Below are 25930 nucleotides of genomic sequence, written 5' to 3'. Positions count from 1 at the left end.
GGGGGGAGTTCAGGCGGCGTCGCCGTGGTAGCGGGCGCTGCCCGCGTGCCATGCGCGGCTGCCGCCCAGCCAGGCCCAGGTGCCGGCCAGGAACCGGCGCAGCTCGGGAGAGCCGGTCGCGGACAGGACGGCGGCCTCGGCCTCGAAGGTGTGCATGAGTTCGTTGTGGATCTCGACCGTGCGGTCGACGGCCTCCTCCGGTGAGCAGCCGTCCTCGGCGGCGATCAGCCGGGGCAGGCTGAAGTCCGTCGGGCTCTCCTTGCCCATGGAGTACAGGTCGTTGACGATCACGCTCGCCGAACCGGCCATGGTGAACGCGCGCCGTACCCGCGGATCGGCGAACTCGCCCTGCGGCAGCTCGTATCCGGCGACCGCGTCGACGAGCACCATGCACGGCACGAAGCTGTTCTCGTGCCGGTGCATCAGGAACTCCCAGACGGGCGGCGTCTGCCCGGTGTTCTGCCAGACGCCTTCCTGGTTGTACGCGACGAACATGATCCCCAGCTCGTGGCGGAGCCGGCGCACCTGGGTGGTGGTGGCGTACCGGGCGAGGTTGTCGAGCCCGGAGCGCAGCGCCCGCATCACCGGGTCGGCCTGGACCACCTCCTCCAGCTGCGGCGCGTACGCCGGCGGAAGGTGGGCCTGGTCGATCACCGAGTGGGCGATCGCGAGGCGCTGCCCGAGGAGTTCGGGGCGGGCCTCCTCCACCTCACCGTCCATGTAGTGGTCGTCGACGGACCACTCCGACAGCGCGCACTTGGCCGCCGCGAGCAGCCGGTCGGGGTCGTCCGACTCGGGGTGGGCGAGCATGATGAGCCGCCCGAAGCCGGCCTTGCGGACCTTGTCGAGCTGACCGGGATAGATCCCGACCTCCTCGGCCCACTCGACCAGCCGCTCGTTGACGGTCTCGCCGAGCGCGGGATCGTCGCGTACGGCGGGCGGACAGTGCAGCCTGCGCACCGGGTCGGTGGGGGCGGGGTCCGACGACGCCGGTTCCGGGCGGGGCGCCGACGTGCCGAGGCCGAGGGGGTCGGACTCCCGTACGGCGTCGGGCGCGATGGGCAGCAGGGAGCGCCGGGCAATCCGCGCCGCCGACGTGCCGAGGCCGGTGGGGCCGGTGGGCAGCACGGGGGCCGACGGCCGTACCGGAGCCGACAGCCGTACGCGAGCGGGCGGCCGTATGGCGTCGGGCGCCGCGGTCGGGAGAGGGCGCCGGGGCAGCCCCGCCGCCGACGTGCCGAGGCCGGTGGGGGCCGTGGGCAGCGGCGGCCCCGGGCGAACGGCCTCGCGCGCCGAGCCGGCAGCCGGTCCCGACGGCCGTACGGGAGTCGGTGGCCGCACGAGAGCGGATGCGGCCGACGTGCCCAGCCCCGTGGGACCCGACGGCAGCCGCGGCCCTCGCGACGCCTTCGCGGCGACCGGCAGCCGCGCCGGTGCCGACGCCCCCGCCGACAGCAGGGCCCGTACCAGGCCCGCCATGTCGTGGTCCGCCGCGGGCGCGACGGCCCGGGAGATCAACGACACGCCCGTCAGCTCCCGTTCATGCGGGTCACCTGGACGTTCTCCAGGACGCCGAGCGCGTCCGGCACCAGTACCGCCGCCGAGTAGTAGGTGCTGACCAGGTACGAGATGATCGCCTGCTCGCTGATGCCCATGAACCGCACGTTCAGGCCGGGCTCGATCTCGTCCGGGATGCCCGTCTGGTGCAGCCCGATCACGCCCTGGTCGTCCTCGCCGGTGCGCATCGCGATGATCGACGACGTGCCCTGCCTGCTGACCGGGATCTTGCCGCACGGCAGCAGCGGCACGCCGCGCCACGCGGGCAGGTGGTGGCCGTTCAGCTCGATGCCGCCGAAGTAGATGCCCCGCTTGTTGCACTCCCGGCCGAACGCCGCGATCGCCTTGGGATGCGCGAACATACAGCGCGTCCCGCGCCGCATGGACAACAGCTCGTCCAGGTCGTCCGGGCTGGGCGGGCCGGAGAACGTGGAGATCCGCTGGTCGTAGTCGGCGTTGTGCAGCATGCCGAAGTCCGTGTTGTTGACCAGCTCGTACTCCTGGCGTTCCCGCAACGCCTCGATGGTCAGGCGGAGTTGCTGCTGCGTCTGGTTCATCGGCTCGTTGTAGAGATCGGCGACCCGGCTGTGCACCCGCAGCACGGTCTGGGCCACGCTCAACTCGTACTCCCGCGGGGAGAGTTCGTAGTCGGCGAAGGTCTGCGGCAGCGTCTCCTCGCCGATGTGCCCGGCGCTCATCGCGATCTCGGCCTCGCCGGACCTGTTGAGCTTCCGGTGCCCGTTGGAGCTGATCATCTGCACATGCTCGCGCAGCCCCTCATGCCGGTCGGCGACCGCCTTGTACGCCGTCAGCGGCAGCGCGAGGACCGTGGTCGCGACCGCCGCGCGTGCCGTGAACTCCCACTTCCTGCCGGACGGCCCGGCCAGCACCTGCCCGCCGAAGGCGTCCCCGTCCGCCAGCAGGCCGAGGACCACCTCGTCGCCGTAGGGCCCCTCGCCGACCTTCTCCACCTTGCCGTGCGCGACCAGGTAGACGTGGTCCGCCTTGCGGCCCTCCTGCACGATGATCTGGCCCGGCTCGTACTCCTTCTGCACGAACTTCTCCGCCAGCGCGCCGAGCGCGCCGTCGTCCGTGAAGCCGCGCAGCGGCGGCAGTTCACCCAGCTCCGCGGGCACGACCTGGACCTTCGCGCCGGTCTTCACGAAGGACACCCGGCCGTCGCCCAGGGTGTACGCCAGGCGGCGGTTGACCCGGTAGGTCGCGCCCGGCACGTTCACCCACGGCAGCATCCGGGACAGCCAGCGGGAGCTGATCCCCTGCATCTGGGGTTCGGACTTGGTGGTCGTGGCCAGGTTGCGCGCTGCTGCGGTGCTGAGGCTCTGCTGCTCCTGCTGCGCCGCCTCGGCGGCTGACGCCGACGTTGTCGCGGTGTCGAGCGACATCGCATACCTCTCTCTGTGGCTCTAGGAGTAATGGACGCGACGACACAAGTCGTCGTCACGCTCCGCATACAACTAGCAGCCCCATGTCACCTTGCGTAAGCGAACGAGAGAGCGCACGAAGGACAGCAGCCCACCCGAGCGCCCCCTTCACGCCCCCACCCCGACAGAACGGGCTGGCCACAGCCCCTACCCGTCAGGGCCACGGTGACGGCAGCTCGTCAACCTGGCTCACGCCGGGACGACTACAGGGCGCTCCAGTCCAGCGTCGTGCGCGCCAGTCGGGCCACGTCCGTCAGCAGGGCCAGCCGGGCCGCGCGGATCGCGGGGTCGGGGTCCATGACGAGGACCTCGTCGAAGAAGGCGTCGATCGCCGCGACCAGCGGAGCGGAGACCTCGATCAGGGCGGCGAGGTCGTCCTCGCGGCCCCGCAGGGCATCGCGGACGGCCTCCGCGCTCTCGGCGAGACGCAGTTCGGCGGGTGCGCTGAGCAGGTTCCGGTCCACCGGGTCGGTGGCGGCCGCATCGGCGGTGTTCTCCTGGGCGTCTCCGGGCAGGATGCGCACCACCCGCTGGAGCGCGGCGGTGAGCGCGCCGAACTCCTCGGTGCCGACGTGGCGTTCCAGCGTGGCCAGGGTGCGGTCGCCTTGGGCGGGGCGGTCGGCCCACACCCGGACGGCCTGCACCAGACGGTGCTCGTGTCCGGCGTCGGTGAGCTGCTGCTCGTAGCGGCGGGCGATCAGCTCGGCGGCCTCCTCGAGGCGCCCGGCGGGTACCTCGACGCCCTGGGCGGCGTAGCGTGCGGCCGCCGCGTTCAGCCCGTCGCCCACCCGGACGCCGGCCGCCGCGGGCACCCTCCGCAGGACGTTGAGGAGACCGATGGCGGCCCTGCGTACCCCGAACGGATCGGAGCTTCCGGTCGGCGCGGCGCCGATCACGAACATGCCCGTCACCAGGTCGAACCGGTCGGCGAGCGACAGCACGGCGCCCGCGTCACCGGTCGGCAGGGCACCGCCCGCGGAACGCGGCAGTTCCATCTCGGCCAGGGCCAGCGCGACCTCGTCGGGCTCGCCGGCGCGGCGGGCGTACTCCTCGGCCATCACCCCGGCCAGGCCGGAGAACTCGACCACCATCTGCGACGCCAGGTCGAACTTCGCCAGCTCACCGGCGCGCCGCACCGTGGCCAGGGCACCCTCCGCGAGGCCGGCGCGGGCAGCCAGGTCGAGGGCGAGGGCGGCGATGCGGTCGGCGCGGTCGGCGACCGTGCCGAGCCGGTCCTCGAAGGTCAGCTGGTCCAGACGGCGGCGGAACTCCTCGGGGGCCACCTTCAGATCGGCCCGCCAGAAGAACGCGGCGTCCTCGTAACGGGCCCGCAGGACCCCCTCGTTGCCCGCCCGCACCACGTCGTCGTCGCAGGCGCCGTTGGCGAACGTGACGAAGTGCGGCATCAGACGGTCGCCGTCCAGCACCGGCAGATAGCGCTGGTGCTTGCGCATCACCGTGGTCAGGACGCTCGCGGGCAGTTCCAGGTAACGCTCGTCGAAGGAGCCCCGGACGGGGTGCGGGAACTCCACGATGTCGGTGATCTCGTCGATCAGCCCGGCCTGGCCGGCCACGTCGATACGCCCGCCCACCTCGGCCGCCAGCTCCTGGCCGCCACGCACCACCGCGGCGCGCCGGTCCGCCCGGTCCAGCATGATGCCGTACATCCGCAGGAAGTGGGCGTAGCCCTCGGCGGCCGTCACCCGGACCTCCGGGTCGGGGGCGGTGCGGTGCACCCGCGTGGTGTCGCCCGCGACGAGTGCGGAGACGGTCACGGGCAGCGGGCTGCGGCCGAGCAGGGCGAGCAGCCAGCGGACGGGACGGGAGAACGACAGATTCGGGTCGTTCCACCGCATGTTGCGGGTGGAACGCAGCCCGGACACGACCTCGGTCAGCACGCCACTGAGCACCTCGACGGCCGTGCGGCCCGGTTCGTCACGGGTGACCGCGACGTACTCGACACCGCCGACGGCCACGGTCTTCAGGGCCGACGGGTCGACGCCCTGGCTGCGGGCGAAGCCCAGCAGGGCGGGGGTGGGGGCGCCGTCCTTGTAGGCGGCGGCGACCTTGGGACCGCGCACGGTCTTCTCCGTGTCCGGCTCGCGCGGCTGCACGGCCTCCACCGTGACCACGACACGGCGCGGCGTGGCCAGCACGGTGATCGCGCCGTGCCGCAGCCGGGTGGCGGCCAGCTTGGCCGTGATCACCTCGCGCACCGCGTCCGTGGTGGCGGGCACGTCGGCGTACGGGAGTTCCTCCAGGCCGATCTCGAACAGCAGCGTCTCGGGGCCGGGCACCGAGGGCAGCGCGGCCCGCACCGCCGGGGCCGGGGCGGCCGTCACGCCGAGCGGGTGGCCGAGCGCGGTGCGGCGCCGCGCCCACAGCTTGGCCGACTCGTGCGTCAGGCCGCGCATCAGGGAGAACGCCTTGGCGCGCTCGGTGGTACTGATCGCTCCGCGCGCGTCCAGCACGTTGAAGGTGTGGCTGCACTTCAGGACGTACGTGTACGCCGGTACCGGCAGCTCCAGGTCCAGCATCCGGCGCGCCTCGGCCGCGTAGGCCTCGAAGAGCCGGTGGTTGGTGTCCACGTCGGCGTCGTCGAGGTAGTAGCGGCTCATCTCGTACTCGTTCTGGCCGAACACCTCGCCGTAGGTGATGCCCGGCGCGTAGACGATGTCCTTGAAGTGGGACACGCCCTGGAGGTTCATGAGGATGCGCTCGAGGCCGTACGTGATCTCCACCGACACGGGAGACAGGGAGACGCCGCCGACCTGCTGGAAGTAGGTGAACTGGGTGATCTCCATGCCGTCCAGCCAGACCTCCCAGCCCAGCCCCCAGGCACCGAGCGCCGGGGAGGCCCAGTTGTCCTCCACGAACCGCACGTCATGCGCGCGCAGATCGACGCCGAGCGCCTGCAGGCTGCCCAGGTACAGCTCCTGCGGGTTGCCCGGGTCGGGCTTGAGGATCACCTGGAACTGGGTGTGGGTCTGCAGCCGGTTCGGGTTCTCGCCGTACCGCGAGTCGTCGGGCCGCACGCTCGGCTCCACGTAGGCGACGCTCCAGGGCTCCGGACCGATCACCCGCAACGCCGTGGCCGGGTTGGCCGTACCCGCCCCCACCTCGGTGTTCAACGGCTGCGTGATCATGCATCCGTTGTCGCTCCAGTAGTTCTGCAGGGTGAGGATGGCGTCCTGCATGGTCAGCGCCGTGTGGCCGTTGTTCATGGTGATCGAGTCGCCTGTTTCCCGTGTCGGTCCGGCAGGGTGGTGTGGTCTGCGGGGGGTGGCAATGATGACACAGCCCAACTGACGTTGACCTGCCGTTTCTTGGCCGGGGTACGGCAGACGACGGCCCGGCGGCCGCAGCGGATTGCCCGTCAGTTCGTGAAGGAGGTCGCGCCGGGTCCGGGGGCCTGGGCCCAGCTGCCGGACCGGCTCCGCGAGACCTGCGTGGACCGCGTGACCGGCTTCCTCGAAGAGCACCGTCGGCCTGCCTGGTGCTGTGACCGGGTTGCACCGACTTCCACACCGCCCGCGCGGTTACCTGCCGGCCCCATACGGCTCGCTCTGGATGCGAAGGCCCGGGATCCCGACGACTATCGGCAGGTGGGCACAGGTGTGCCGACACGCCAACGAGCGGTGGAAGACCATGAGGGTGTTGCTGACCGTCGAGATGGACACCGAGAAGGCGAACCAGGCGATCACGGGCCACACGTTGCCCCAGACCATGAAGTCGGTGCTGGACCGGGTCAAGCCGGAGGCTGCGTACTTCGGGGCGCAGGACGGGATGCGTACCGGGTACATCGTCTTCGACCTGAAGGAGCCGTCCGACATCCCCTCCATCGCCGAACCGTTCTTCCAGGAGCTCGGCGCCAAGGTGGCCTTCATGCCAGTGATGAACTTCGACGATGTCCAGGCCGGTCTGCAGAAGTACGGATCGAACTGATCGCACTCACGGATCACCACGCGGCAACCCCCGTGACAGGCCCGCGTGAGGGGTGGAGGAAGCTGGGCGGTGTTCCAGTTACTTCAACTCTCAAGGAGGCGTCCGGATATGACGGGCCATCTGCCGCGCAGGACGTTACTGGGTGGACTGGCCGGCGGTCTCGCGTCGGCCACCGGAGCGGGGGCCGGATCGGCGTGGGCGTCGGGACGGGGGCCCGGTGGTCGCGCGGCGGCTGCGGAGCCGTATGTTCCGACAGCCGTGGGCAAGGGCGGCGGGCCGGCCGGGTCGGACCGGGTGCATGTGCTCAAGGTCGGGCCGGCGTCGGCGCACACCGTCCTGGTCCTGGTGCCGGGGATGTTCGGCGCCGCCAATGACTTCCGGCTGCTCGCCGGGGACCTGGTGCGGGCGGTGCCCGGCGTCCAGGTGTGGGCGCTCGACCGGCGCGAGGAGAATCTCGCCGACCGCACCGGGTTCGCCACCCCCGACCCGGCCGCCTACTACCTGGACGGCCACTACCGCTCGCAGGACCCGGCCGCCTCCGGATACGCCGCCGGCTGGGGTCTGCGGCTCACCCTGGAGGATCTCCGTACGGTCGTGCTGACCGCCGGCGCCGGTGGCCGGCGGCGCGTGGTGCTGGGCGGTCACTCCTGGGGCGCGACGACCGCGATGGCGTACGCCGCCTGGGACTTCGACGGCCACCCCGGATACCGGGACCTCGCGGGCCTGGCCCTGATCGACGGCGGTGTGCTGGGCGCGTTCGAGGGCACGGGCGCGCCGGTCCAGGACTCGCCGGAGGAGGTACGGGAGCGGCTCGCGGCCATCGAGGGCGGTGCCGTCTTCGACATGACCCTCAGCGGGGTCGGGCTGGGAAGCCGCGCGGAGAGTACGCAGATCTGGTACCAGCTCGCCGGCTGGTACGCGCACCGCGCCCCCGAGGGCCGGTCCGTCCTCCAGCCCCGGCTGCCCGACGCGCTGCGGACGCCGTATCCGATCACCAACGCCGCGCTGCTGGGCACGCTCGTGGACGCCGGCTTCGGCTGGCCGAACGACATCTCCGTGCACTCGGGACGCCTCGCCGACAGCGGTGACGTACGCGGCTGGATCGACGACGGCAGCACGCCGATCTCCCGTGTCGCGGCGGCCTACGCGGGCCCGACGCCGGCGGTCTGGGAGTGGTACTGGCCGGCCCGGCTGTCCGTGGACCTGGACGTCACCGACGCCTACGCCGACACGGACCTCGCCCGTTCCCTCGGTCTGCGCCTGCGGCACGGCGCGCGGATCGACGTACCGCTCTACGCCTTCCAGACGAGCTACTCCCACGGCACGGTCGTCACCGGCGCCCGGAACGCCGTGGCCGGCTCGCGCATCCCGTACGCCGCGTACGAGACCGACGAGGGCATGAACCACCTCGACCCGCTGTTCGCGGCGACCGCGCACAACACGGCGACCCGCACACTCGCCGCGTTCCTCGCGAAGTGAGCGGCGGCCGGCCCTGGCGCCCCTCGATCGGGCGCCGGGGCCGGCCGTCTGCGGTTACAGGGCCGCGGCCTCCGCGGTGGTGAGGAAGCGGAGGTTCTTCACGTTCTCGTTGACGAACATGGGCACGCCGTCCGAGGCCAGGTACCACCTCGGCTTGCCCGTGCTGTCGGCGATCACGCGGCCGTTGACGCGGAGGTTCTCGAAGGTGACGTCCGTGACGCCGTGGTCCGCGTCGACACCGGCGATGATCGAGAGGTCGGCGTTCTTGCCGTTGTAGCTGAGGTCCTTGATGTAGACGTTCTCGATGCCGCGGCCGGCCGAGGTGTTCCACTTCGGGTTGAAGGTGGTCCGCATGTGGATGAGCTGGCCCCAGCGGAAGTCCTCCACCCGGATGTTGTCGAACTTCACGTCCCGGACCAGGTTGCTGTCGCCGACCATGAAGGCGATGGCGCCCTGGTAGAGCACCTGCGGCTCACGGTGGTCGAGGATGTCGATGTTCTCGAAGTTCAGGTTCTCCAGCATCTCGGGTGTCTCGGTGTTGCCGTGCACGCCGATGTTGATCGGGTGGGCGACATCGGCCCACAGGGAACAGTTCTTGACGGTGATGTTGCGGGTGTCGCCGTAGAAGTCCCAGCGGTGGGTGTAGAGGGCGATGGCGTCGTCCGACGTGCGCAGGAAGCAGCCGTCGACCGTGATGTTCTCGGAGCAGTAGAGCTGGATGCCGTCGCCCCAGCCCTGGTGGCTGAAGGCGCGCAGGTTCTTGATGGTGATGTTCTTCGACTCGGCGACCCGGATGTTCTCGTAGCGGGGGTTGAGGATCGTGACGCCGTCGATCGTGATGTTCTCGCACTTGCGGATCAGCATCGCGCCCCACTTGGAGTTGTAGAGCACGCCACGGCCGATGATCCGGGAGTTCTCCACCCCCTGGATGTCCACAAAGGCGGTGACGACCGCACCCGGAGCCAGGTAGACGGTGGTGTTGCTGGGCACCTTCAGCTCCCCGTTGGCGGGGGTGTGGTAGCCGGGCCCGAAGTACATGACGTTCTTGTCGCCCTCGGCCGGCGGGTTCTCCTCGAGGGGGTTCGCGAACAGGTGCAGACAGTCGAAGATCTTGTCGTCGACCTGGACGACGACGTTGCGGGGCCGGTCGAGCGTGAAGCGCGCGGTGCTGCCGAGCACCTCGGGGGTGATGCCGTACGAGTCCGGGCGGATGCGGAACTTCTCCGCGCTGCCCGGGTTGTAGGTCACCTCGACCTCGACGGTGCCGGAGAAGTCGAAGGCGGCCCAGGAGGAGTTCTGGGCCCGGTTGCTGCCGCTGGTGGCGTCGATCAGGGCCAGTTTGGCCAGGTAGACGTCCACTCTCTGCCAACTGCCGCCGACCGGGCGGACCTTGACGGTGAAGTTGTTGTTGACCGGCACCTGCGGGAGCGTCGGGTAGGTGACAACGATGTCGCCACTGCTCTCGTCCGCCGTGGCGGCAGCGGCCGGTGAAGCGCTCGCGACAGCGCCGGCCAGTCCGGCGGCGGCGAGGGCGCCGGCGGCCTGGAGGGTGGTTCGCCGGGACAGTGACGGGTTCATGGTGGCTCCTTGCGGGAGGGAGACGGGGCGGGTGAGCGGCTGGGGGGAGGGGGCCGATCCTGCGTCCGTTCGGAAACCGATGTCAAGAGATCGACCGGTTTTCGAAACTTCGAGAGCTCTTGACCGGCCTCTCACCGGGGCGTACAACTTTCCCTCAGACGGAAACCGTTTACCGAAACAGTGACAGTGACAGCGACTGACGGCTACTGCGGGCCGGGGAGCGCGATGAGAACCTCAGAGGACCGGGAAGAGCCGCCGCTGTCCCGCCGGGTCGTGCTCAGGAACGCCGCCGTCACCGCCGGTACGGCCGCGATGGGCCTCGGCGCCACACGCCCGGCCTTCGCGGTGGACGACCCGGTCGGTACGACGACCGCCAGTTCTCCCGCCACCGCGACCGCACGCATGGGCGGCACGGCCATCACGATGTCGGTGGTGGACGGAGCGCTCCGCTGGTCCGCGACGCGCAACGGCAGGACGGTGATCGACACCTCGGCCCTGGGCCTCCGGCTGGGCGACGGGACCACTCTCGGCGACGACGTGACGGTCCTCCGGCACCAGCACTGGACCGCCCGCACCACCTGGGCCCCGGTCCACGGCCGCAACGCGACCATCACCGACCACTACCAGGAGCAGCGCTGGAAGCTCCAGGACACCGCCTCGGGCATCCGCTTCGGCGTCGAGATCCGCGCCTACAGGACGGGCGTGGCTCTCCGCTACGTCCTGGGCACGGAGATCGAGGGGGACACCGTCACCGTCTCCGACGAGCTGACGACGTTCGTCTTCCCGGACGGCACCACCGTCTACAGCGCCCGTGACGAGGACGCCTACCTCCCGGTCGCCCCCGACGCGATCCCGGTCACGGGAACGCCGAACACGGACCGGGGCCCGCTGACCGACCTGCCGCTGACCGCCGCTCTCGCCAACGGGTTCCTCGCCTGCGTCTGCGAGTCCGCGCGGCTCGACTTCCCGCGCATGATGCTCGGTTCGGTCGCCGGCGAGCCCAACACCCTCTCGGCCTTCCTGATGGAGCACACCGCCCGCGGCTCCGGAACGGTCGAGACGACGGCCACGGTCACCACACCGTTCGCGACACCGTGGCGCACGGTGGTGATCGGGGCCACGCACGCCGAGCTGGTCGACAACGCCGAACTCGTGCTCAACCTGGCCCCGCCGAACGCCCTGACCGACATCTCGTGGATCAGACCGGGCAAGGTCTTCCGCTGCGAGCTCTCCACCGCCGCGGGCCTCGCGGGCGTCGACTTCGCCATGGCGCGCGGGATCGAGTACATCGAGTACGACGCCGGCTGGTACGGCCCCGAGTTCACCACCGTCGACGCGACGGCCCCGATCGCCGCCATCGACCTGCTGTCCGTCATCTCGTACGCGACGAGCAAGGGCGTCGGCGTCTTCCTCTACGTGAACCGGCTCGCCCTGACCGACGCGGAGGCGCTGTTCGGCCTCTACAGGAGCTGGGGCGTCACGGGCATCAAGCTGGGCTTCATCAACGAGGGCACCCAGTCGATGACGAACCAGATCACCGACTGGGCGCGGACGGCCGCCCGGTACGAGCTGCTGATCGACATGCACGACGACGTCCGGCCGTTCGGCTACGAGCGCACCTACCCGAACTACATCAGTCTGGAGGGCGTCCGGGGCAACGAGCAGTTCCCGACCGCCACCCACAATGTGACGCTGCCCTTCGCCCGCAACATCGGCGGCCCCATCGACTACACCATCTGCTACGGCCAGTCACGCAACAAGACGACCAACGCCCACCAGATGGCGATGGCCGCCGTGTACTACCAGCCCCTCAACTTCCTCTTCTGGTACGACCGACCGTCCAAGTACGCCAACCCGGCGAACTGGCCCGGCCTGCCCTGGTTCAACTCCGTGCCCACGACCTGGGACGAGAGCCGGACGCTGGCCGGGTCGATCGGCGAGTACGTGGCGGTCGCCCGCCGCAACGGCGCCACCTGGTACCTCGGGGCGATGACGAACGAGGAGGCCCGGACGCTGTCGGTCCCGCTGTCGTTCCTCGGCAGCGGGACCTACACGGCGACGGTCTACGCCGACGGGACACCGGGCAGCAGCCCGTTCCGTACCCCGGTCGTGGTCAGCACCCGGACGGTCACCTCGGAGACCACGCTGGACATGGCCATGGCCGGTGCGGGCGGCCAGGCGGTCATCCTGAGTCCGGGCTGACGCCTGGCACGCCCGGCACGGGTCAGCCGTAGAGGGCCACCCTCGGGTGCACCGTGCCCTCGGCCTGCGGGTTGGTGACGGTGATCCGGTACACCTCGGTGAGGGTGGCGCCCGCGGGCAGCGTGCGCTGGGCGGTCACCAGGTCGGTGAACAGGGTGCCGGTCTGGGTCCCGACCTCCACGGCCTTCCAGCAGCCGGTCGCGGTGCGGCGCTCGACCTTGACGTCCGACGGCTTCAGGAAGGGCCCCACGAGCGGGGACTCGACCAGGAGCTGCGGGGCGACGGTCTGGTCGGCCGCCGTCTCGTTGCGGTAGGTGACCGTGACCTCGTGCCGCTCGCTGTCGGCAGCGAGGGGGCTGGTGGGCAGGTCCACGAAGTCGGTGGGTATGGCGGGCTCCTGCTCCTCGAGCACCGTGGACGACGCTGCGGGGGCCTGGTGCGTGGCCGCCATGGCGGGGCCCGCCGAGGCCAGGCCGGCGACTGCCACGAAGAGGGCCAGGGAAGCGATTCTCAGACGACTGTTCTGCATCGACACGTGCGCAGATCCTTCAAGTTCGCGTGGGGGAACCGGCCTGCCCATCAGTGGCCGCCGGCCAGTGAACATCGCAAGATTACCCAGCCGACCGTAGACGGCGACCGGCGCCCGGCGTATCGGCCGTTCGGCCGATACGCCGACTCATCAACGGGACGGGGGCATTCACGGATGACAGCCCGTCGAACTCCGTGGAAGGGCTGTGAAGTTGTTGTACTTTCAGGGATCTTGCTCTTCTCACGGTGATCTCCCAGGGGACACGATGGGCGGCAGTCTCGGGGGACCGACCACTCCAGCGACCGTCATGCGCACGCGTCTCATACGGCGTGCGCGGGGGAAGGCACCCACTTGTCCCAGCACCACCCCGGCCGGCGCCAACGCGTCGGCCGCAGAACGGTTTCCCTCCTGGCCCCGGCTCTCGTCGGCGGCCTCATCCTCACCTCCGGCCCGCCCGCTATGGCAGCGCCCGCCGGGCCGACGCAGAACTCACCGGCCGACGGCAACCGGCAGACGTACACGGGCGGCACGTACTTCGTCCAGCTCGCCGACAAGCCCGTCGCCACGTACTCCAAGACCGCGCCCGAGCCCGGCGAGCGGCTCAACCCGCGGTCGCGGGCCGTACGCGACTATCTCGACCACCTGAAGCAGCAGCGCGACAAGGTTCTGGACGCGGTCGAGGGCGTCGCGCCGCTGTACAGCTACCAGTACGTACTGAACGGATTCGCCGCCGAGTTGACGGCAGGCGAGGCCAACAAGCTCGCCCGCACGCCCGGCGTCGTCTCGCTGGTCCGCAACAAGATGCGCCAGGTGACGGCCACCGCCGACACCGACACGGCGGCCGCCGCCGGCCCGCGGACGGCGGCGACCGAGGCCACGGCCGGATCCCTTCCCGTGCCCGACACCGCCAAGTTCCTCGGTCTCAAGGACCGCGACGGCCTGTACTCCAAGTTCCCCGGCGGGGAGAAGCGCGCCGGCGAGGGCCTGATCGTCGGTGTCCTCGACACCGGCATCGACACCAACAACCCTTCCCTGCAGGCGCTTTCCTCGACGCCCGACGCGGACGTCATCGCCAAGAAGTGGAAGGGCAGCTGTGACGTCGGGCAGGACATCGAGCACCGGGTCACCTGCAACAACAAGGTGATCGGCGCCCAGTGGTTCCGCAAGGGCATAGCCGAGCCCGGTCCCACCGACTGGGCGTCCCCGATGGACGCCGAGGCCCACGGCACGCACACCGCGACCACCGCGGCCGGCAACATCGACGTGCCCGCCACCGTGCCGGACAGCGGGATATCCGGACGGATATCGGGGATCGCCCCGGCCTCCCGGATCGCGGCCTACAAGGTCTGCTGGAGCCCCGGCTGCGCGACGGTGGACCTCGTCGCCGGCATCGACAGGGCCGTGGCCGACGGGGTCGACGTCATCAACTACTCCCTCGGCGGGCCCGCCCAGAGCACCACCGAGCCCGAAGACGTGGCCATGTTCAACGCCGCCAAGGCCGGTGTGTTCGTCTCCGCCTCGTCGGGCAACGCCGGGCCGAACACCGCGAGCAACACCATTCCGTGGGTGACCACCGTCGCCGCCTCCACCCATGACGTCGGCTACCGCACGACCGTCACCCTCGGCAACGGCAAGGCGTACACCGGCGTCGGCATCAGCGCCTCCGCGGTGCCGTCCGCACCGCTGATCGACGGCGCCAAGGCCGCCAAGAGCGGCGTGGACGCCACCAAGGCCGCGCAGTGCCAGGCCGACGCGCTCGACCCGGACAAGGTCAAGGGCGCCATCGTAGTCTGCGCCCGCGGTGTCAACGCCCGGATCGACAAGAGCGCCCAGGTCAAGGCGGCCGGCGGTGTCGGCATGGTGCTCTACAACGTGAGCAGCGCCGACGAGGAGGTCGCCGACGCCCACACCATCCCGAGCACCCACCTCGACCAGGCCTCCGGCGAGGCCGTCAAGGCGTACGCCGACCGCACCGGCGCCACGGCCGAACTGGGCGCCGCCCAAGGCGTCAAGCAGGCGGGCTCCATGATCGCCGGCTTCTCCTCCGGCGGCCCGGACCCGCTCAGCGGCGGCGACCTGCTCAAGCCCGACATCACGGCCCCCGGCGTGGACGTCGTCGCCGGTACGACGCCCGGCGGTGAGGGCGGAGCGTTCAAGGGCGACCAGGGCATCATGTCCGGCACCTCCATGTCCGCCCCGCACGTGGCCGGCCTGGCGTTGCTGATCAAGGGGCTGCACCCCGACTGGTCGCCGATGGAGGTCAAGTCGGCGCTGATGACGACCGCGACCACCAAGGACAGCGCGGGCGACGCGATCCGGCGTTCCGGGTCCGACAGCCCGGCCACGCCGCTCGACTACGGCGCCGGGCACGTGGTCCCGAACTCCGCCGACGACCCGGGCCTGGTCTACAACTCGACGTCCGCAGACTGGACGTCGTACTCCTGCGCCCTCGACGACCACCTGGCGAACGCGGACGGCTCCGACGCCTGCGCCACCGCCCCGAAGACCGACCCGAGCGACCTCAACTACCCGACGATCTCGGTCGGCGACCTCGCCGGGAAGCAGACCGTCACCCGCACCGTCACCAACGTCGGCGACAAGACGGGCGTCTACACCGCCAAGCTGCAGACCCCGGCCGGATACAAGGCCGTGGTCACGCCGAGGACGCTGACCGTCGCGCCCGGCGAGTCGGCCACCTACAAGGTCTCCTTCACCCGCACCTCCGCCGCCTTCGGCGAGTGGTCCTACGGCTCGGTCCTGCTGAGCGACCAGGACGGGCACCGGGTCCGCAGCGCCGTCGCCCTGCGCGCCACGCCGATCATCACGGCGGCCGACGCCACCGGCAAGGACGCCACCGGCTCCGTCACCCTGCACCCGCGGACCGGCTACGACGGCAAGCTCACCACCGCCGTGAACGGCCTGTACACGGGCACCACGAAGACCGGCACGCTCACGGGCACCAACCGCGCCTTCGACCCGTCGGCGTCACCGCTGCCGGCCGCCACGGTCAAGACGGAGATCACCGTCCCCGAGGGCACCACGTTCGCCCGCGTCGGGATCCGGTCCGCCGACCATCTGGCGGGCAGCGACCTGGACCTGTGGGTCCTCGACAAGGACGGCAACCAGGTCTCCGAGCTGCCCGGCGACGGCAGCGACGAGCACGTCGACCTCGAGCCGGGCACCTACGAGGTGTACGTCAACCAGTTCGCCCTGCCGTCCGGCGCCACCAGCCAGCCCTACACGCTCCACACCTGGCTGATCGGCCCCGGCTCCAAGCCGGACCACGCGGCCACCGCCACCCCGGCCGAACAGCGGGCCACCCTGGGCGGCACTCCCAAGGTCACCGTCTCCTGGCAGAACCTCCCGACCGGCCACACCTACCTGGGCCTCGTCGGATACGGCAACGGAACCGACACCTTCGGCAGCACCGCCCTGACCGTCACTCCCTGGCCCTGCGCAAGACGAGCGAGCCGCCACCGGACGTGTCCGGTGGCGGCTCGCCGGCTTTCCGGGGTTGGCCGCATCCCCGGACCACGGACCCGATCCATGCGTGCCGGACGCGGAGCGAACGCGGGCAACCAGAACGCCCCGTGATCCAAACCATCTCGCCGGACAAGTGGCCATGACGTACCGTCAGATCGTTGACAGAGACCTTCGCCGGACGTTGACTGGCAGCACGGCTCAGGGTCACGCCGCTCCAGCTACACCCGGCACGACGCACAGGAAAGCGGCACCCGATGATGTACGACCAGACACGCGCCCAGCAGCCCGCGGACCAGCCCCGGGGCCGCACCGAACGCCGCACCGCCGGGCCGGAGCCACTGCTCGCGCCGGACGCCCGGGACCAGGTCGTCGCCCGTCTCCGGCACGCCCTCAACACCTTCGCCGACACCCCGCGCCAGGCACTGGAAGAGGCCGAGGCCGCCTTCGACGACGCCACCGCCCAGCTCACGGAGGCCCTCGCGGAACAGCGACGCGCCCTGCGGGCCGGTTGGGAGGACCAGGAGCCCGACGCGGAGTCCACCGAACTCCGGCTCGCGCTGCGCCAGTACCGCGAGCTCACCCAGCGCCTACTCCGTCTGTAGGGAGCAGCGTGCCGGAGTAGTGTGAGGGTCACCGAGGGTATTTCGCACTCCGGCTGCCACGCCGGGTCGTTCTCGGTGAGCGACGAACCCCGGGCCGGCCGCACAGGCCGTTCCGGAGACGGGCCCTCATCATGCCGACGACCTCGCACCCCTTCCCTCCGCACCATGAGCCCGTCGCAGCCCCGCCCGCGCGCCTCACCCTGAGGGCCGACGGCACGTCCGGCGCGCTCCCGGCCGGCGCCTGGTGGCCCCGCTCCCGGGACCTGCCGGCCGAACTGCCCGCGCTGACCGAGGCGCTGACCCCGCTGTGGGGCCGTGTCACCCGGATCGCCGTCAACCCCAGGTACTGGCCGGTCCTCCCGCGCAAGATTCCCGCGGGCGGCCACACCATCAAGATCGGCTGGTTCACCCCGGACATCGCACCGCACACCCTGCTGCTCTTCTCCGGCACCACCCGCTGGACCCTGCTGATCGTCCCGCCCGAGACCGACGCGGCATCGGCGGCCCGCCTGATGACGACGACCGTGGCCACCCCGGCCCCGACCGGGCAGCCGCTCAGGCCGGCCGCCTGAGCATCCCCCCGTTCCGTCCGTCTGCGTTCAGCCTGCCTCCACCAGCCCCGTCGCCCGGCCCTCGTCGAGGAGCAGCGCCAGGAGTGGGCGGCCGCACCGCTCTCGTCGGGGGCACGACGCGGTAGATCGGGGCCCGGTCATACCGCTGTACCGCAGCGGTGGTGCGCCCTCAGTGACGGTGTTCCGCCGACGGCGTGCCCGTCCCGGCCGCCGGGCTGCCCGCCCGCTGCCCCTTCTCCACCACCACGAACTGGCCCATCATTCCCTGGTCCTCGTGGTAGAGCAGATGGCAGTGGTACATGTACGGCGTGTCCGGGTCGGCGGGCCCGTCGAAGCGCATCGCGAGCTTCATCGTCGTACCGTTCGGCAGGAACACCGTGTCCTTCGGGCCGCGCAGCTCGGGCGGCGGGGTGTGTCCGTTCACCTCGAGCACCCGGAACTGCACATCGTGCACATGGAAGTTGTGCGGCATACCGTTGTTGTTGCGCACCGTCCAGGTCTCCGTGGTGCCCCGCGTCACCGTCTCGTCCACCCGGTCCATGGCCATCTTGCGCCCGTTGATCCCGGACCGCTTCAGGTCGAAGTGGCGGGCGCGGACCGCGTTCTCGCCGTCCGGTATCTCCAACTCGCGCAGCTTGCTGGGAAGTTCGGATGAGGGGCGCAGCCGATCGGCGGCCCGCAGCTCCAGGACGTCGAAGGAGTCGTCGCCGCCACCGAACCGCCGCTGGAAGGCATCTGCGTACTTGTCGTAGCTGCCCTGCGAGAAGCTGCGCAGCACGGTCCGCTCGCCGACCCGCATCCGGACGACGATCTCGGCCCGCTCCCCCGGCGACAGCTGGACCCGCTCCAGCGACGCCGGCCTCTCCAGGAACCCGCCGTCCGTGCCGACGAGGGCGAAGGGCCGGTCGTCGGAGAAGCCGAAGTCGTACGTACGCGCCGTCGAGGCGTTCAGCAGCCGTAGCCGTATGAGCTCGTCGGTGACCTCGCGGTACGGGCTGAGGGTGCCGTTGACCATGGTGCGGTCGCCGAGGAAGCCCACGCTCTGCATCACGCGGTGGCCCCGGTCGAACTGCGCGCCGTCGAACTTGACGTCCTGCACGATCACGGGCAGGTCGTCGACGCCGTACCGCTTGGGCAGCGTCAGCCGTGCGGAGGTGTCGTCGTCGAGCAGGAACATGCCGGCCAGGCCGCGCTGTACGTGTTCCTCCGTCGCGCCGTGCGGATGCGGGTGGTACCAGAGGGTGGCCGCCGGCTGGTCGACCTGCCACCGCGGGCTCCAACTGCCGCCCGCCGGCACCATCTGGTGCGGGCCGCCGTCCATCGCCGCGGGCAGATGCATGCCGTGCCAGTGCACGGTCGAGGCCTCTCCGAGGGTGTTGTGGATCCGCACCCGGACCTTCTCGCCGCGCTCGGCACGCAGCGTCGGGCCCAGATAGTCGCCGTTGAAGCCCCAGGTGCTGGTCCGCTGCCCCTCCCTGAACTCCTTCTCGCCCGCCTGCATCCGCAGGTCGAACACCCGCGTGCCGTCGTTCTCGACCCGGGACGGCGCCAGTGGCGGTATCGCCAGCTCGTTGCCGAACGACTCCTTGCCGACCGTGCTCACCTGCGAGCCGGTCCACAGCCACAGGAACAGTCCGCCCAGCACGAGGGCGACGACGGTGAAGACCGAGGCGAGAACGATGAGTGCGCGCTTGATCCGGGACATGCTTCAAGGCTCCCGGCCCACCGCCCCCCGGACATCGGGGCCGACCCCCCAACCACCCCGGACCGCACCCCCATACGGCATCGGGGTTTCCCCCGACCCCGCACCCGATTCCGGTCCCGCTCCCGATCTCCCACCCGTTCCCGATGGCGCCGCGCGAACAGACACCGACGCCGGTGACCTCGTACGGGACCGTCGCGCCGCCGTCAGCCGATGTCGTCGGGGTCCAGGTCCGGGCCGACGACCAGGGTGAGCAGGCCGGCGGTGGCGTCCGTGTCCTGCGTCGCGCGGGTGTCGGGCAGGCGGGAGGCGAGGACGCGGGACTGTTTCTCCAGGCCCTGCGGGTAGGTGACCGTCGTGTCGTCGACCGTCTGCGGGGCGTTGCCCGTGCCGACGACGGTCAAGCCGGCCTTGCGCAGTTGCTCGGCGACGACGGCAGCGCGTCCCTGTTCGCCGGTGCCGTTGAGGACCTGGACCCGCACGGAGGAGGCGTAGACGGGATCCTTCACCGCCGCCGCCAACTGCGCCTTGGTCATCTCCTTGTCCTGGGCCAGCGCGGTGAACAGGTCGGCGGCCTGCGGGTACTGCCAGACGACGTTGGCCAGGTCCGAAGGCACGTCCGCCTCGCGCGGGTAGTTGGGCACGGTGAGGAAGGCCAGCCGGTCACTGGGTATGCCCTTGAGTTCGTTGGCGAGGGCGTACAGCGGCTGGATGCCCGCCATGTCGGGGTCCGTGGTGAGGGACTTGGTGGCCGACTTCAGGAAGCCGTACAGGGACTTGGGGCTGGTGAGCTTGTCCTGCGCCTTCTCGACGAGGGCGTTCATGAACTCCTGCTGGCGACCGATGCGTCCGATGTCGGAGCCGTCACCGACGCCGTAGCGGACCCGGACGTAGCCGAGGGCCGTCTCGCCGTCGACGGTCTGGCAGCCGGTCTGCAGGTCCAGGCGCGCCTTGTCGGACTTGATGTCCTGTTCCGGGCAGACCTCGATGCCGTCCAGGGCGTCGACCATGCCCTTGAAACCCGAGAAGTCGATCGACATGAAGTGGTCGATGCGCAGCCCCGTGTGGGCCTCGACGGTCTTGATGCTGCACGCGGCGGCCCCGGACACCTCACCGCTGCTGCCGCCGATCGCGAACGCCTCGTTGATCTTGGCGAGGTGCGGGGAGGACGTGCTGCCGTCGCCCCGTTCGCAGGCGGGTATCTCCACCCAGGAGTCGCGCGGGAACGACACGACCGCCGCCCACTTCCGGTTCGCGGGCACGTGCAGCACCATCAGCGTGTCCGACTGCATGGTGGTCAGGTCCTTGCCGTACTTCGCGTTCGCGCCGTCACGGCTGTCGGAACCGACGACCAGGAAGTTCTTCGAGCCCGGGCTGAGGTTCTCGGGCCGGTCCCCGCCGATCTTGTCGTCCACGTCGGCGGACCTGATGCTGTCGTCGAGGTCCTGGTAGACCCAGGCACCGACGCCGGCGACACCGAGCACGACCGCGGAGGCCACCCCCGCACCCCACAGCAGCACCCGGCGTCGCCGCGACGTCCCCGCCTTCCCTGCCTCCTCCGCCGCGCGACCCGACGTACGTCGTCGCCTCCCCGATCCACTCACCCGCACTCCCCCTCCGACTCGGCCGTCCTGGGCCGTCCTGGCACAGACGTCCCTGGACACAGACGTCTCACCCTGAACAGACCACAGCATCCGCCACATCCGTTGCCCACACCGGTCAACTTCCTGTCGGTGTAAGGCCGGTCACATCAGGACGCCGGTGTGTCGGCGGGGGAACCGGGCCTACTTCAGGCCGATGGCCGCGCAGTCCGCCGCGTACTCGGCGGTGCAGATGTCCTTGACGGTGTACACCTCGTCCTGGATCACCGTGTCCTCGATATTGGCCTTCGTGAGCGCGACCACCGGCACCAGCTGCGACGGGATGTTCTTCTGCGTCGGGCTGTCCACCGTGTCGCGGGTCAGCGCGTCGAACTCGATGGAGTGGCCCTGCACCGCGGCCACCGCGATCTCCGCGGCACCGTTCGCCTCGAGCAGGAACGACTTGTACACGGTCATGAACTGCTCGCCCGACACGATCCGCTGGACCGCCGCCAGGTCCGCGTCCTGCCCGGTCACCGGCGGGATCTCGCTGGCACCGGCCTCTTTCAGCGCGTCGATGACGGCGCCCGCCATGCCGTCGTTCGCCGAGTACACGGCGGCTATGTCGGCCAGCCCGATCGACTCGATGGCCTTCTCCATGTTGGCCTTGGCGATCTCGGGCAGCCACTCCTTGGTGTCGTACTGCTGGGCGATGACGACGTTGCCCTCGAGCTCGCTCAGCGCGCCGTCCTTGAACCGTGCCGTGTTCGGGTCGGCGGGCGCCCCGTTGATCATGACGATCTTGCTCGTGGCGGCGTCGTCGCCGAGCGCCTCGACCAGGGAGCGGCCCTGCACCTCGCCGACGAGCTCGTTGTCGTGGGAGATGTACGCGTCGATCGGACCCTCGGCGAGCCTGTCGTAGGCGATGACGGGGATGTTCGCGTCCTTCGCCTTCTGGACGGCCGACGCGATCGACTTGGCGTTCACCGCGTCCACGATGACGACGTCCACCTGGTCGGCGACCATCTCCTCGAGCTGTTCGTTCTGCTTGGCCGCGCTCGACTCGGCGTTGGCGTAGACGACCTCGCCCTTGTTGTTGGTGAGCTCGGCGACCCGCGTCTTGATGAGGGGGTGGTCGAACTTCTCGAAGCGCTTCGTCGCCTTGTCCGGCAGGAGAAGGCCCACCGTGATGTCGTCGCCCTTCTTCGGGGAGGCGGAACTGTCGCTCGCGCCGAGGCCGTCGACGACACCGCACGCGGTGAGGGAGAGGGCCGAGGCGGCGGCGAGAACCACCGCGTATCGACGGGCGGTGGTTCTGTGGGGGGTACTTGCGTTCACAGCTTGGTGCCTTCCGGGCGAGAGAGCAGCGTGGCGACCGGTGGGTGAACAGCCAACGCGCAGCGTGCATCCAGCGTCAAGCAGCCCTGGTCAACGAGACAGCAACAGCTTTCCATGACAACTCCCCAGTAATCACGGCCTGTTACTGCGAGTAAGAATCCGACCCGAGGCGCTGCGTACTCAGCGGATGGAGACCGCCATGGACGACGCGCCCCGGCCCCCGGCCGCCCCCGGTCCGCTCGCCTCCTTCCTCCGGCTCGTGGTGTGCGGCGGCGGAATCGGCCTCCTGTCCAGCGGGGCCGTGGCACTGCTCGCCGGGCTGCTGCCCCGGGCCGTCGCCAACGCGCTGATCACCATCGCCTCCACTGGCGGTCCGCCGGATGGCGTGCGCACTGGCAGTCGGCAGGCTCGGAGACGGTCGCCTACGCCGTGACCAGCGGCGCGATGCTCGTCCTGCACCCGGTGCAGTCGTCGCCCGGGGCGCTGACCCAGCAGATCGTCCACCTCGGCGCCTCCAGTCTCGCCGGACTCGGCCGCTTCCTGGTCCTGCGGCTGTTCGTCTTCGCGACGGGCCGCAGCAAGACGGCAGAACGGCCTGCCGGACAATGGACCCATGAGCATCGTCAAGATCAACGTACTCACGGTCCCCGAGGAGCAGCGCGAGACGCTGGAGAAGCGGTTCGCCGCCCGCGCGGGCGCGGTGGAGAGCTCCGACGGCTTCGAGTGGTTCGAGCTGCTGCGCCCGGTGGAGGGCACGGACACCTACCTCGTGTACACCCGCTGGCGTACCGAGGAGGACTTCCAGAACTGGATGACCGGGCGCGGACAGGCGGCGCACAGCGGCGGCGGTGCCGCGGAGGGCGAGCGGCCGAAGCCCGCCGCGACGGATGCCACGCTGTGGTCCTTCGAGGTGGTCCAGCAGGCCGCGCCCAAGCAGGACTGACACCGGCGGTGGCGCGCCACGGCCGGGGCGCGCCACCGAAGGTCTCCCTCGTCACGGGCTCAGGCGGGGAACAGCGCCGCACCTCCCAGCCCGCCCCGGCGCGCGGCCCCGCGTGCAGTTCGTGCGCAGACGGCAGCGTTGTCACGCACGTTCGGCTGCGTACGGAAGGTCGACAACCTGGCGCTCGCGGCCCGTACCGAGGCGTGGGCGCGTCAGGAACGGGTCAACCACAACGCCACCTCGGCGATGCCGACGGCGTGGAAGAAGACCGAGGAGCTGGCGTTCCTCAACGACGTGTCGTCGGTGCCGTTGCAGCAGACGCTGCGGCACTTGCAGACCGCGTTCACCCACTTCTTCGCCAAGCGGGCCAAGTATCCGCGCTTCCACGAGCGGCAACGACGCGACATCATGCCCGGCGGCCTCGGCCGTACGGCGGCACGCGGAGACGCACCGCGCCGCCCTTCGTGCCGCCGACGGAAACTCATCGGCACCTGTTTCTGAGACGGCCGTCTATCCGCGATCCGAACTCGGCTCGGCAGTGCCGCCCGAGGGCGTTTCGGCTTTCGTGTGGAGGACCTCGCGGGCCTGCTCCGCGGCGCGGGCGATGCTCTCGCTGACGAAGTCGAGGAAGCGGGCGATGTTCTCGAGGCGGGTGGCGGCCGGGGTGCCGGAGCCGAGGATGCCGACGCCCTGCCGTGCGACCTCGACGATCTGGGCGGTGGACCGGGCGCTGGCCATCATCGACTGGTACCAGACGTCCTCGTCGGCGACGTAGCGCTCGCGGCGGCCTTCGTCGCGCTCCCGGCGGACGAGGCCCTGGCTCTCGAGGAACGCGATCGCTTTGGAGACGGACGCCGGGCTGACCTGGAGGCGCTGGACGAGTTCGGACGCGGTGAGGCTGCCCGCGTCGGTGGTGTAGAGGCAGGCCAGGCCCCGGGCCATCATCCTGGGCGCACCCGACTGCATGAGGACAACACCCTGATGCGCTCCCTCGGCACCTCCTTCGCCAGCGCCCTCGCCGGCGTCATCCTCGCCCAGATGACCACCGACTTCGGCGGCCACGCACTGCCCTCGGAGAACGGCTTCCAGGTCGTCATGGCCATCGGCGCCGGAGCGGCTCTGCTGGCCTTCGTGCTCGCGTCCTTCGTGCCGAAGCACCGGGTTGCGGTGGAGGCGGCCGCGGAGGGGCCGGCTGAGGGGCCCGCTCCGGTCGCGGAGGGCTCGGGGGCGAAGGCGTAACGGCCGTCGCGGTCCGCATACGCCGGAAGGCCGCCGTCCCGTTCCCACGGGTGGCGGCCTTCCGGCGTATGTCTGCCCGGGCGTCGCCTGTCACCGGAGCGTGAAGAAGATCATGGGGTTGTGGTGGCTGTCCCGCAGCGGGTGGCTCAGGGCCAGGGAGCGCTTGACGTCGTTCAGACGGTCGTGGGTCTCGGGGGCGTGCGCGCGGGAGGCCGTGAAGTACGGGATCTGCCGCTCGGCCAGCCATTGCAGGACCACCTTGCCCTCGGTGAACGGCAGTGGCCTGCGGCCGTGGAGGACGTCGTGGACGCAGACCGGGATGCCCGGCGTCATACGCGGGAACAGGTGCCCGAGGTACCAGCGGGCGAAGCGGGCGGAGTGGTCCGCGTCGACGAAGAGGAACTCCGCGGTGTCCGGGATCTTCTCCAGGTTCTCCCGGACGTCGCCCTGGGTGAAGGTCCAGCGGCCGGTGGACAGGGGGAGCGGGACGTTGCGTACGACGTGGTCGACGACGTCGTACGAGTGGAGGTGGCCGGTGCCGTTGTCGCGCAGCGCCTGGAGTATCCAGGTCGTCGACCAGCCGTGGAAGGTGCCGATCTCCACGACGGTCTCGGGGCGGGACTCCCGCAGCAGGAGGTAGGTGATCTCGGCCTCGATGTCGTCGAGCTGGGCCTTCATCGGGTTCGGCGGGGCGAGCAGGGTGCGCTGGCGTTCGCGGGCCTCGTCAAGGTCGGCGGCGTAGGTGCGGTAGAGGGTGGTGATGTGGTCGAGGTCGAGACCGAGGTCGTTGTGGTGGGGCATGCGCGCTCCGTGCGGGGGAGGTGCCGGTGGGTGCCGGTGGTGGGAGGGTCGCGGGGACGGTAGGTGGGGGGTTGGGGGGAGCGCGTCACACTGGGGTGCCAAGTGCCGTGTCGTACCTGGGTATTAGGGGGTGCGGCTCGGCTCACCCCTTCTCGTCGGGGCTCACCAGGCCCGACTCGTAGGCGAAGATGACCAGTTGGGCGCGGTCGCGGGCGTCGAGCTTGGACAGGAGGCGGGTCATGTGCGTCTTGACTGTCTGCTCGGCCACGAACAGGTCGGCGGCGATCTCGGAGTTCGACAGGCCGAGGGCGACCAGGTGCAGGACCTCTGTCTCCCGGGGCGTGAGCGCGTTGAGCTTCAGCCGGGTCTGGCGGCGGCGGACGGGGCGGCGCCGGGTGTAGTCCTCGATGAGGCGACGGGTGACCGACGGGGCGAGCAGCGCGTCGCCGGCCGCGATCACCCGTATCGCGTGGATGAGTTCGGCGACCGGGGAGTCCTTCAGGAGGAAGCCGCTGGCTCCGGCGGCCAGCGCCTCGTGGACGTAGTCGTCGATGTCGAAGGTGGTCAGCATCAGCACTTTCGGCCGGTGGGTGATCCCGGGCGGCGGACCGAGCAGCCGCCGGGCCGCCTCGAGGCCGTCCAGCTCCGGCATCCGTACGTCCATCAGCACCACGTCGGGGAGGGTGGCGCGGCACACCTCGATGCCGCGCAGGCCGTCGGGGGCGTCGCCGACCACGTCGATGTCGCTCTGCGCGGACAGCAGGGCGGCGAATCCCGAGCGGACCATGTCCTGGTCGTCGACGATGACGACACGGATCACGCCGGGTGTCATGGCGGACCGTCCTGCGATGGCATGTGGGAACTCCAACTCCTGTTGCCGAGAGGGATTGCTCGGATCGGCTCCCACTCTCCCCGCACGACAGGGCCGCCCACTTCGG

Annotated in this window: 17 protein-coding genes and 4 pseudogenes; 10 read left to right on the top strand and 11 right to left on the bottom strand. The window is 70.6% G+C overall.

Annotated elements, in window-relative coordinates:
• Positions 1-9: 9 nt before the first annotated feature.
• The 3 genes from AQJ91_RS10130 to AQJ91_RS10120 all read right to left on the bottom strand — a co-directional run bounded on the left by AQJ91_RS10130 (position 10) and on the right by AQJ91_RS10120 (position 6223).
• On the bottom strand, positions 10-1524 hold the full coding sequence (locus AQJ91_RS10130) for a family 2 encapsulin nanocompartment cargo protein terpene cyclase (protein WP_107122392.1): 1515 nt from the start codon (positions 1522-1524) through the stop codon (positions 10-12).
• 5 nt (positions 1525-1529) lie between these two features.
• Positions 1530-2960 (bottom strand): family 2B encapsulin nanocompartment shell protein, encoded by a 1431-nt coding sequence (locus AQJ91_RS10125; RefSeq protein ID WP_067018626.1) that lies wholly within the window; start codon positions 2958-2960, stop codon positions 1530-1532.
• 242 nt (positions 2961-3202) lie between these two features.
• Positions 3203-6223 (bottom strand): glycine--tRNA ligase, encoded by a 3021-nt coding sequence (locus AQJ91_RS10120; protein WP_067018624.1) that lies wholly within the window; start codon positions 6221-6223, stop codon positions 3203-3205.
• A 424-nt stretch (positions 6224-6647) separates the two neighbouring features.
• On the opposite strand from AQJ91_RS10120, the gene AQJ91_RS10115 reads away from it, so the two are divergent.
• Both AQJ91_RS10115 and AQJ91_RS10110 read left to right on the top strand, forming a co-directional pair.
• Positions 6648-6944 (top strand): DUF3303 family protein, encoded by a 297-nt coding sequence (locus AQJ91_RS10115; protein ID WP_067018622.1) that lies wholly within the window; start codon positions 6648-6650, stop codon positions 6942-6944.
• 108 nt (positions 6945-7052) lie between these two features.
• Entirely contained in the window at positions 7053-8423 is a 1371-nt protein-coding gene (locus AQJ91_RS10110; protein WP_067018620.1) for an alpha/beta hydrolase, read from the top strand.
• A 54-nt stretch (positions 8424-8477) separates the two neighbouring features.
• Here the strand turns inward: AQJ91_RS10110 and AQJ91_RS10105 are convergent, their stop codons facing one another.
• On the bottom strand, positions 8478-10001 hold the full coding sequence (locus tag AQJ91_RS10105; protein WP_067018618.1) for a glycosyl hydrolase family 28 protein: 1524 nt from the start codon (positions 9999-10001) through the stop codon (positions 8478-8480).
• A gap of 225 nt (positions 10002-10226) precedes the next feature.
• On the opposite strand from AQJ91_RS10105, the gene AQJ91_RS10100 reads away from it, so the two are divergent.
• Positions 10227-12203, top strand: coding sequence for a glycoside hydrolase family 97 protein (locus tag AQJ91_RS10100; protein ID WP_067018616.1), 1977 nt, complete (start codon positions 10227-10229; stop codon positions 12201-12203).
• Positions 12204-12225: 22 nt separating this feature from the next.
• Here the strand turns inward: AQJ91_RS10100 and AQJ91_RS10095 are convergent, their stop codons facing one another.
• Positions 12226-12738 carry a hypothetical protein gene (locus tag AQJ91_RS10095; RefSeq protein WP_067018614.1) on the bottom strand — a complete coding sequence of 171 codons (513 nt, stop codon included), beginning with the start codon at positions 12736-12738 and terminating at the stop codon, positions 12226-12228.
• A 345-nt stretch (positions 12739-13083) separates the two neighbouring features.
• Between AQJ91_RS10095 and AQJ91_RS10090 the strand changes: the two genes are divergently transcribed.
• From AQJ91_RS10090 to AQJ91_RS10080, 3 genes are all read left to right on the top strand, one after another.
• The gene (locus AQJ91_RS10090; RefSeq protein WP_067018612.1) at positions 13084-16326 is read left to right on the top strand and encodes a S8 family serine peptidase; all 3243 of its coding nucleotides are present in this window, start codon (positions 13084-13086) and stop codon (positions 16324-16326) included.
• Between the two features lie 146 nt (positions 16327-16472).
• Entirely contained in the window at positions 16473-16817 is a 345-nt protein-coding gene (locus tag AQJ91_RS10085) for a hypothetical protein (RefSeq protein WP_199847894.1), read from the top strand.
• Positions 16818-16948: 131 nt separating this feature from the next.
• Positions 16949-17389, top strand: a complete 441-nt coding sequence (locus AQJ91_RS10080) for a DUF5994 family protein (protein WP_067018608.1) — start codon at positions 16949-16951, stop codon at positions 17387-17389.
• A gap of 169 nt (positions 17390-17558) precedes the next feature.
• Here AQJ91_RS10080 and AQJ91_RS10075 read toward each other — a convergent pair whose 3' ends face one another.
• The 3 genes from AQJ91_RS10075 to AQJ91_RS10065 all read right to left on the bottom strand — a co-directional run bounded on the left by AQJ91_RS10075 (position 17559) and on the right by AQJ91_RS10065 (position 22009).
• Positions 17559-19094, bottom strand: coding sequence for a multicopper oxidase family protein (locus AQJ91_RS10075; protein ID WP_067018606.1), 1536 nt, complete (start codon positions 19092-19094; stop codon positions 17559-17561).
• Between the two features lie 203 nt (positions 19095-19297).
• Positions 19298-20695 carry an LCP family protein gene (locus AQJ91_RS10070; protein WP_407696838.1) on the bottom strand — a complete coding sequence of 466 codons (1398 nt, stop codon included), beginning with the start codon at positions 20693-20695 and terminating at the stop codon, positions 19298-19300.
• Positions 20696-20875: 180 nt separating this feature from the next.
• The gene (locus tag AQJ91_RS10065; protein WP_067018604.1) at positions 20876-22009 is read right to left on the bottom strand and encodes a sugar ABC transporter substrate-binding protein; all 1134 of its coding nucleotides are present in this window, start codon (positions 22007-22009) and stop codon (positions 20876-20878) included.
• Positions 22010-22196: 187 nt separating this feature from the next.
• Between AQJ91_RS10065 and AQJ91_RS58175 the strand changes: the two are divergent.
• The 3 genes and pseudogenes from AQJ91_RS58175 to AQJ91_RS10050 form a co-directional block, all read left to right on the top strand.
• Positions 22197-22597, top strand: a pseudogene (locus AQJ91_RS58175) (hypothetical protein); the annotation flags it as partial.
• 25 nt (positions 22598-22622) lie between these two features.
• Positions 22623-22952 (top strand): antibiotic biosynthesis monooxygenase family protein, encoded by a 330-nt coding sequence (locus AQJ91_RS10055; RefSeq protein WP_067018600.1) that lies wholly within the window; start codon positions 22623-22625, stop codon positions 22950-22952.
• A gap of 123 nt (positions 22953-23075) precedes the next feature.
• A pseudogene (locus tag AQJ91_RS10050) lies at positions 23076-23351 on the top strand (helix-turn-helix domain-containing protein); the annotation flags it as partial.
• Between the two features lie 111 nt (positions 23352-23462).
• On the opposite strand, the pseudogene AQJ91_RS10045 reads toward AQJ91_RS10050, so the two are convergent.
• Positions 23463-23924, bottom strand: a pseudogene (locus AQJ91_RS10045) (MarR family transcriptional regulator); the annotation flags it as partial.
• On the opposite strand from AQJ91_RS10045, the pseudogene AQJ91_RS51935 reads away from it, so the two are divergent.
• A pseudogene (locus tag AQJ91_RS51935) lies at positions 23925-24191 on the top strand (MFS transporter); the annotation flags it as partial. It abuts the pseudogene before it with no gap.
• 90 nt (positions 24192-24281) lie between these two features.
• Here AQJ91_RS51935 and AQJ91_RS10035 read toward each other — a convergent pair.
• The gene (locus tag AQJ91_RS10035; RefSeq protein WP_067018594.1) at positions 24282-24992 is read right to left on the bottom strand and encodes a class I SAM-dependent methyltransferase; all 711 of its coding nucleotides are present in this window, start codon (positions 24990-24992) and stop codon (positions 24282-24284) included.
• 142 nt (positions 24993-25134) lie between these two features.
• Positions 25135-25824 carry a response regulator transcription factor gene (locus tag AQJ91_RS10030; RefSeq protein ID WP_067018591.1) on the bottom strand — a complete coding sequence of 230 codons (690 nt, stop codon included), beginning with the start codon at positions 25822-25824 and terminating at the stop codon, positions 25135-25137.
• Positions 25825-25930: the final 106 nt, after the last annotated feature.

This window comes from Streptomyces dysideae (genome assembly GCF_001514305.1).
Lineage (GTDB): Bacteria > Actinomycetota > Actinomycetes > Streptomycetales > Streptomycetaceae > Streptomyces > Streptomyces dysideae.
This window is presented reverse-complemented; position numbering and strand designations above follow the sequence as displayed.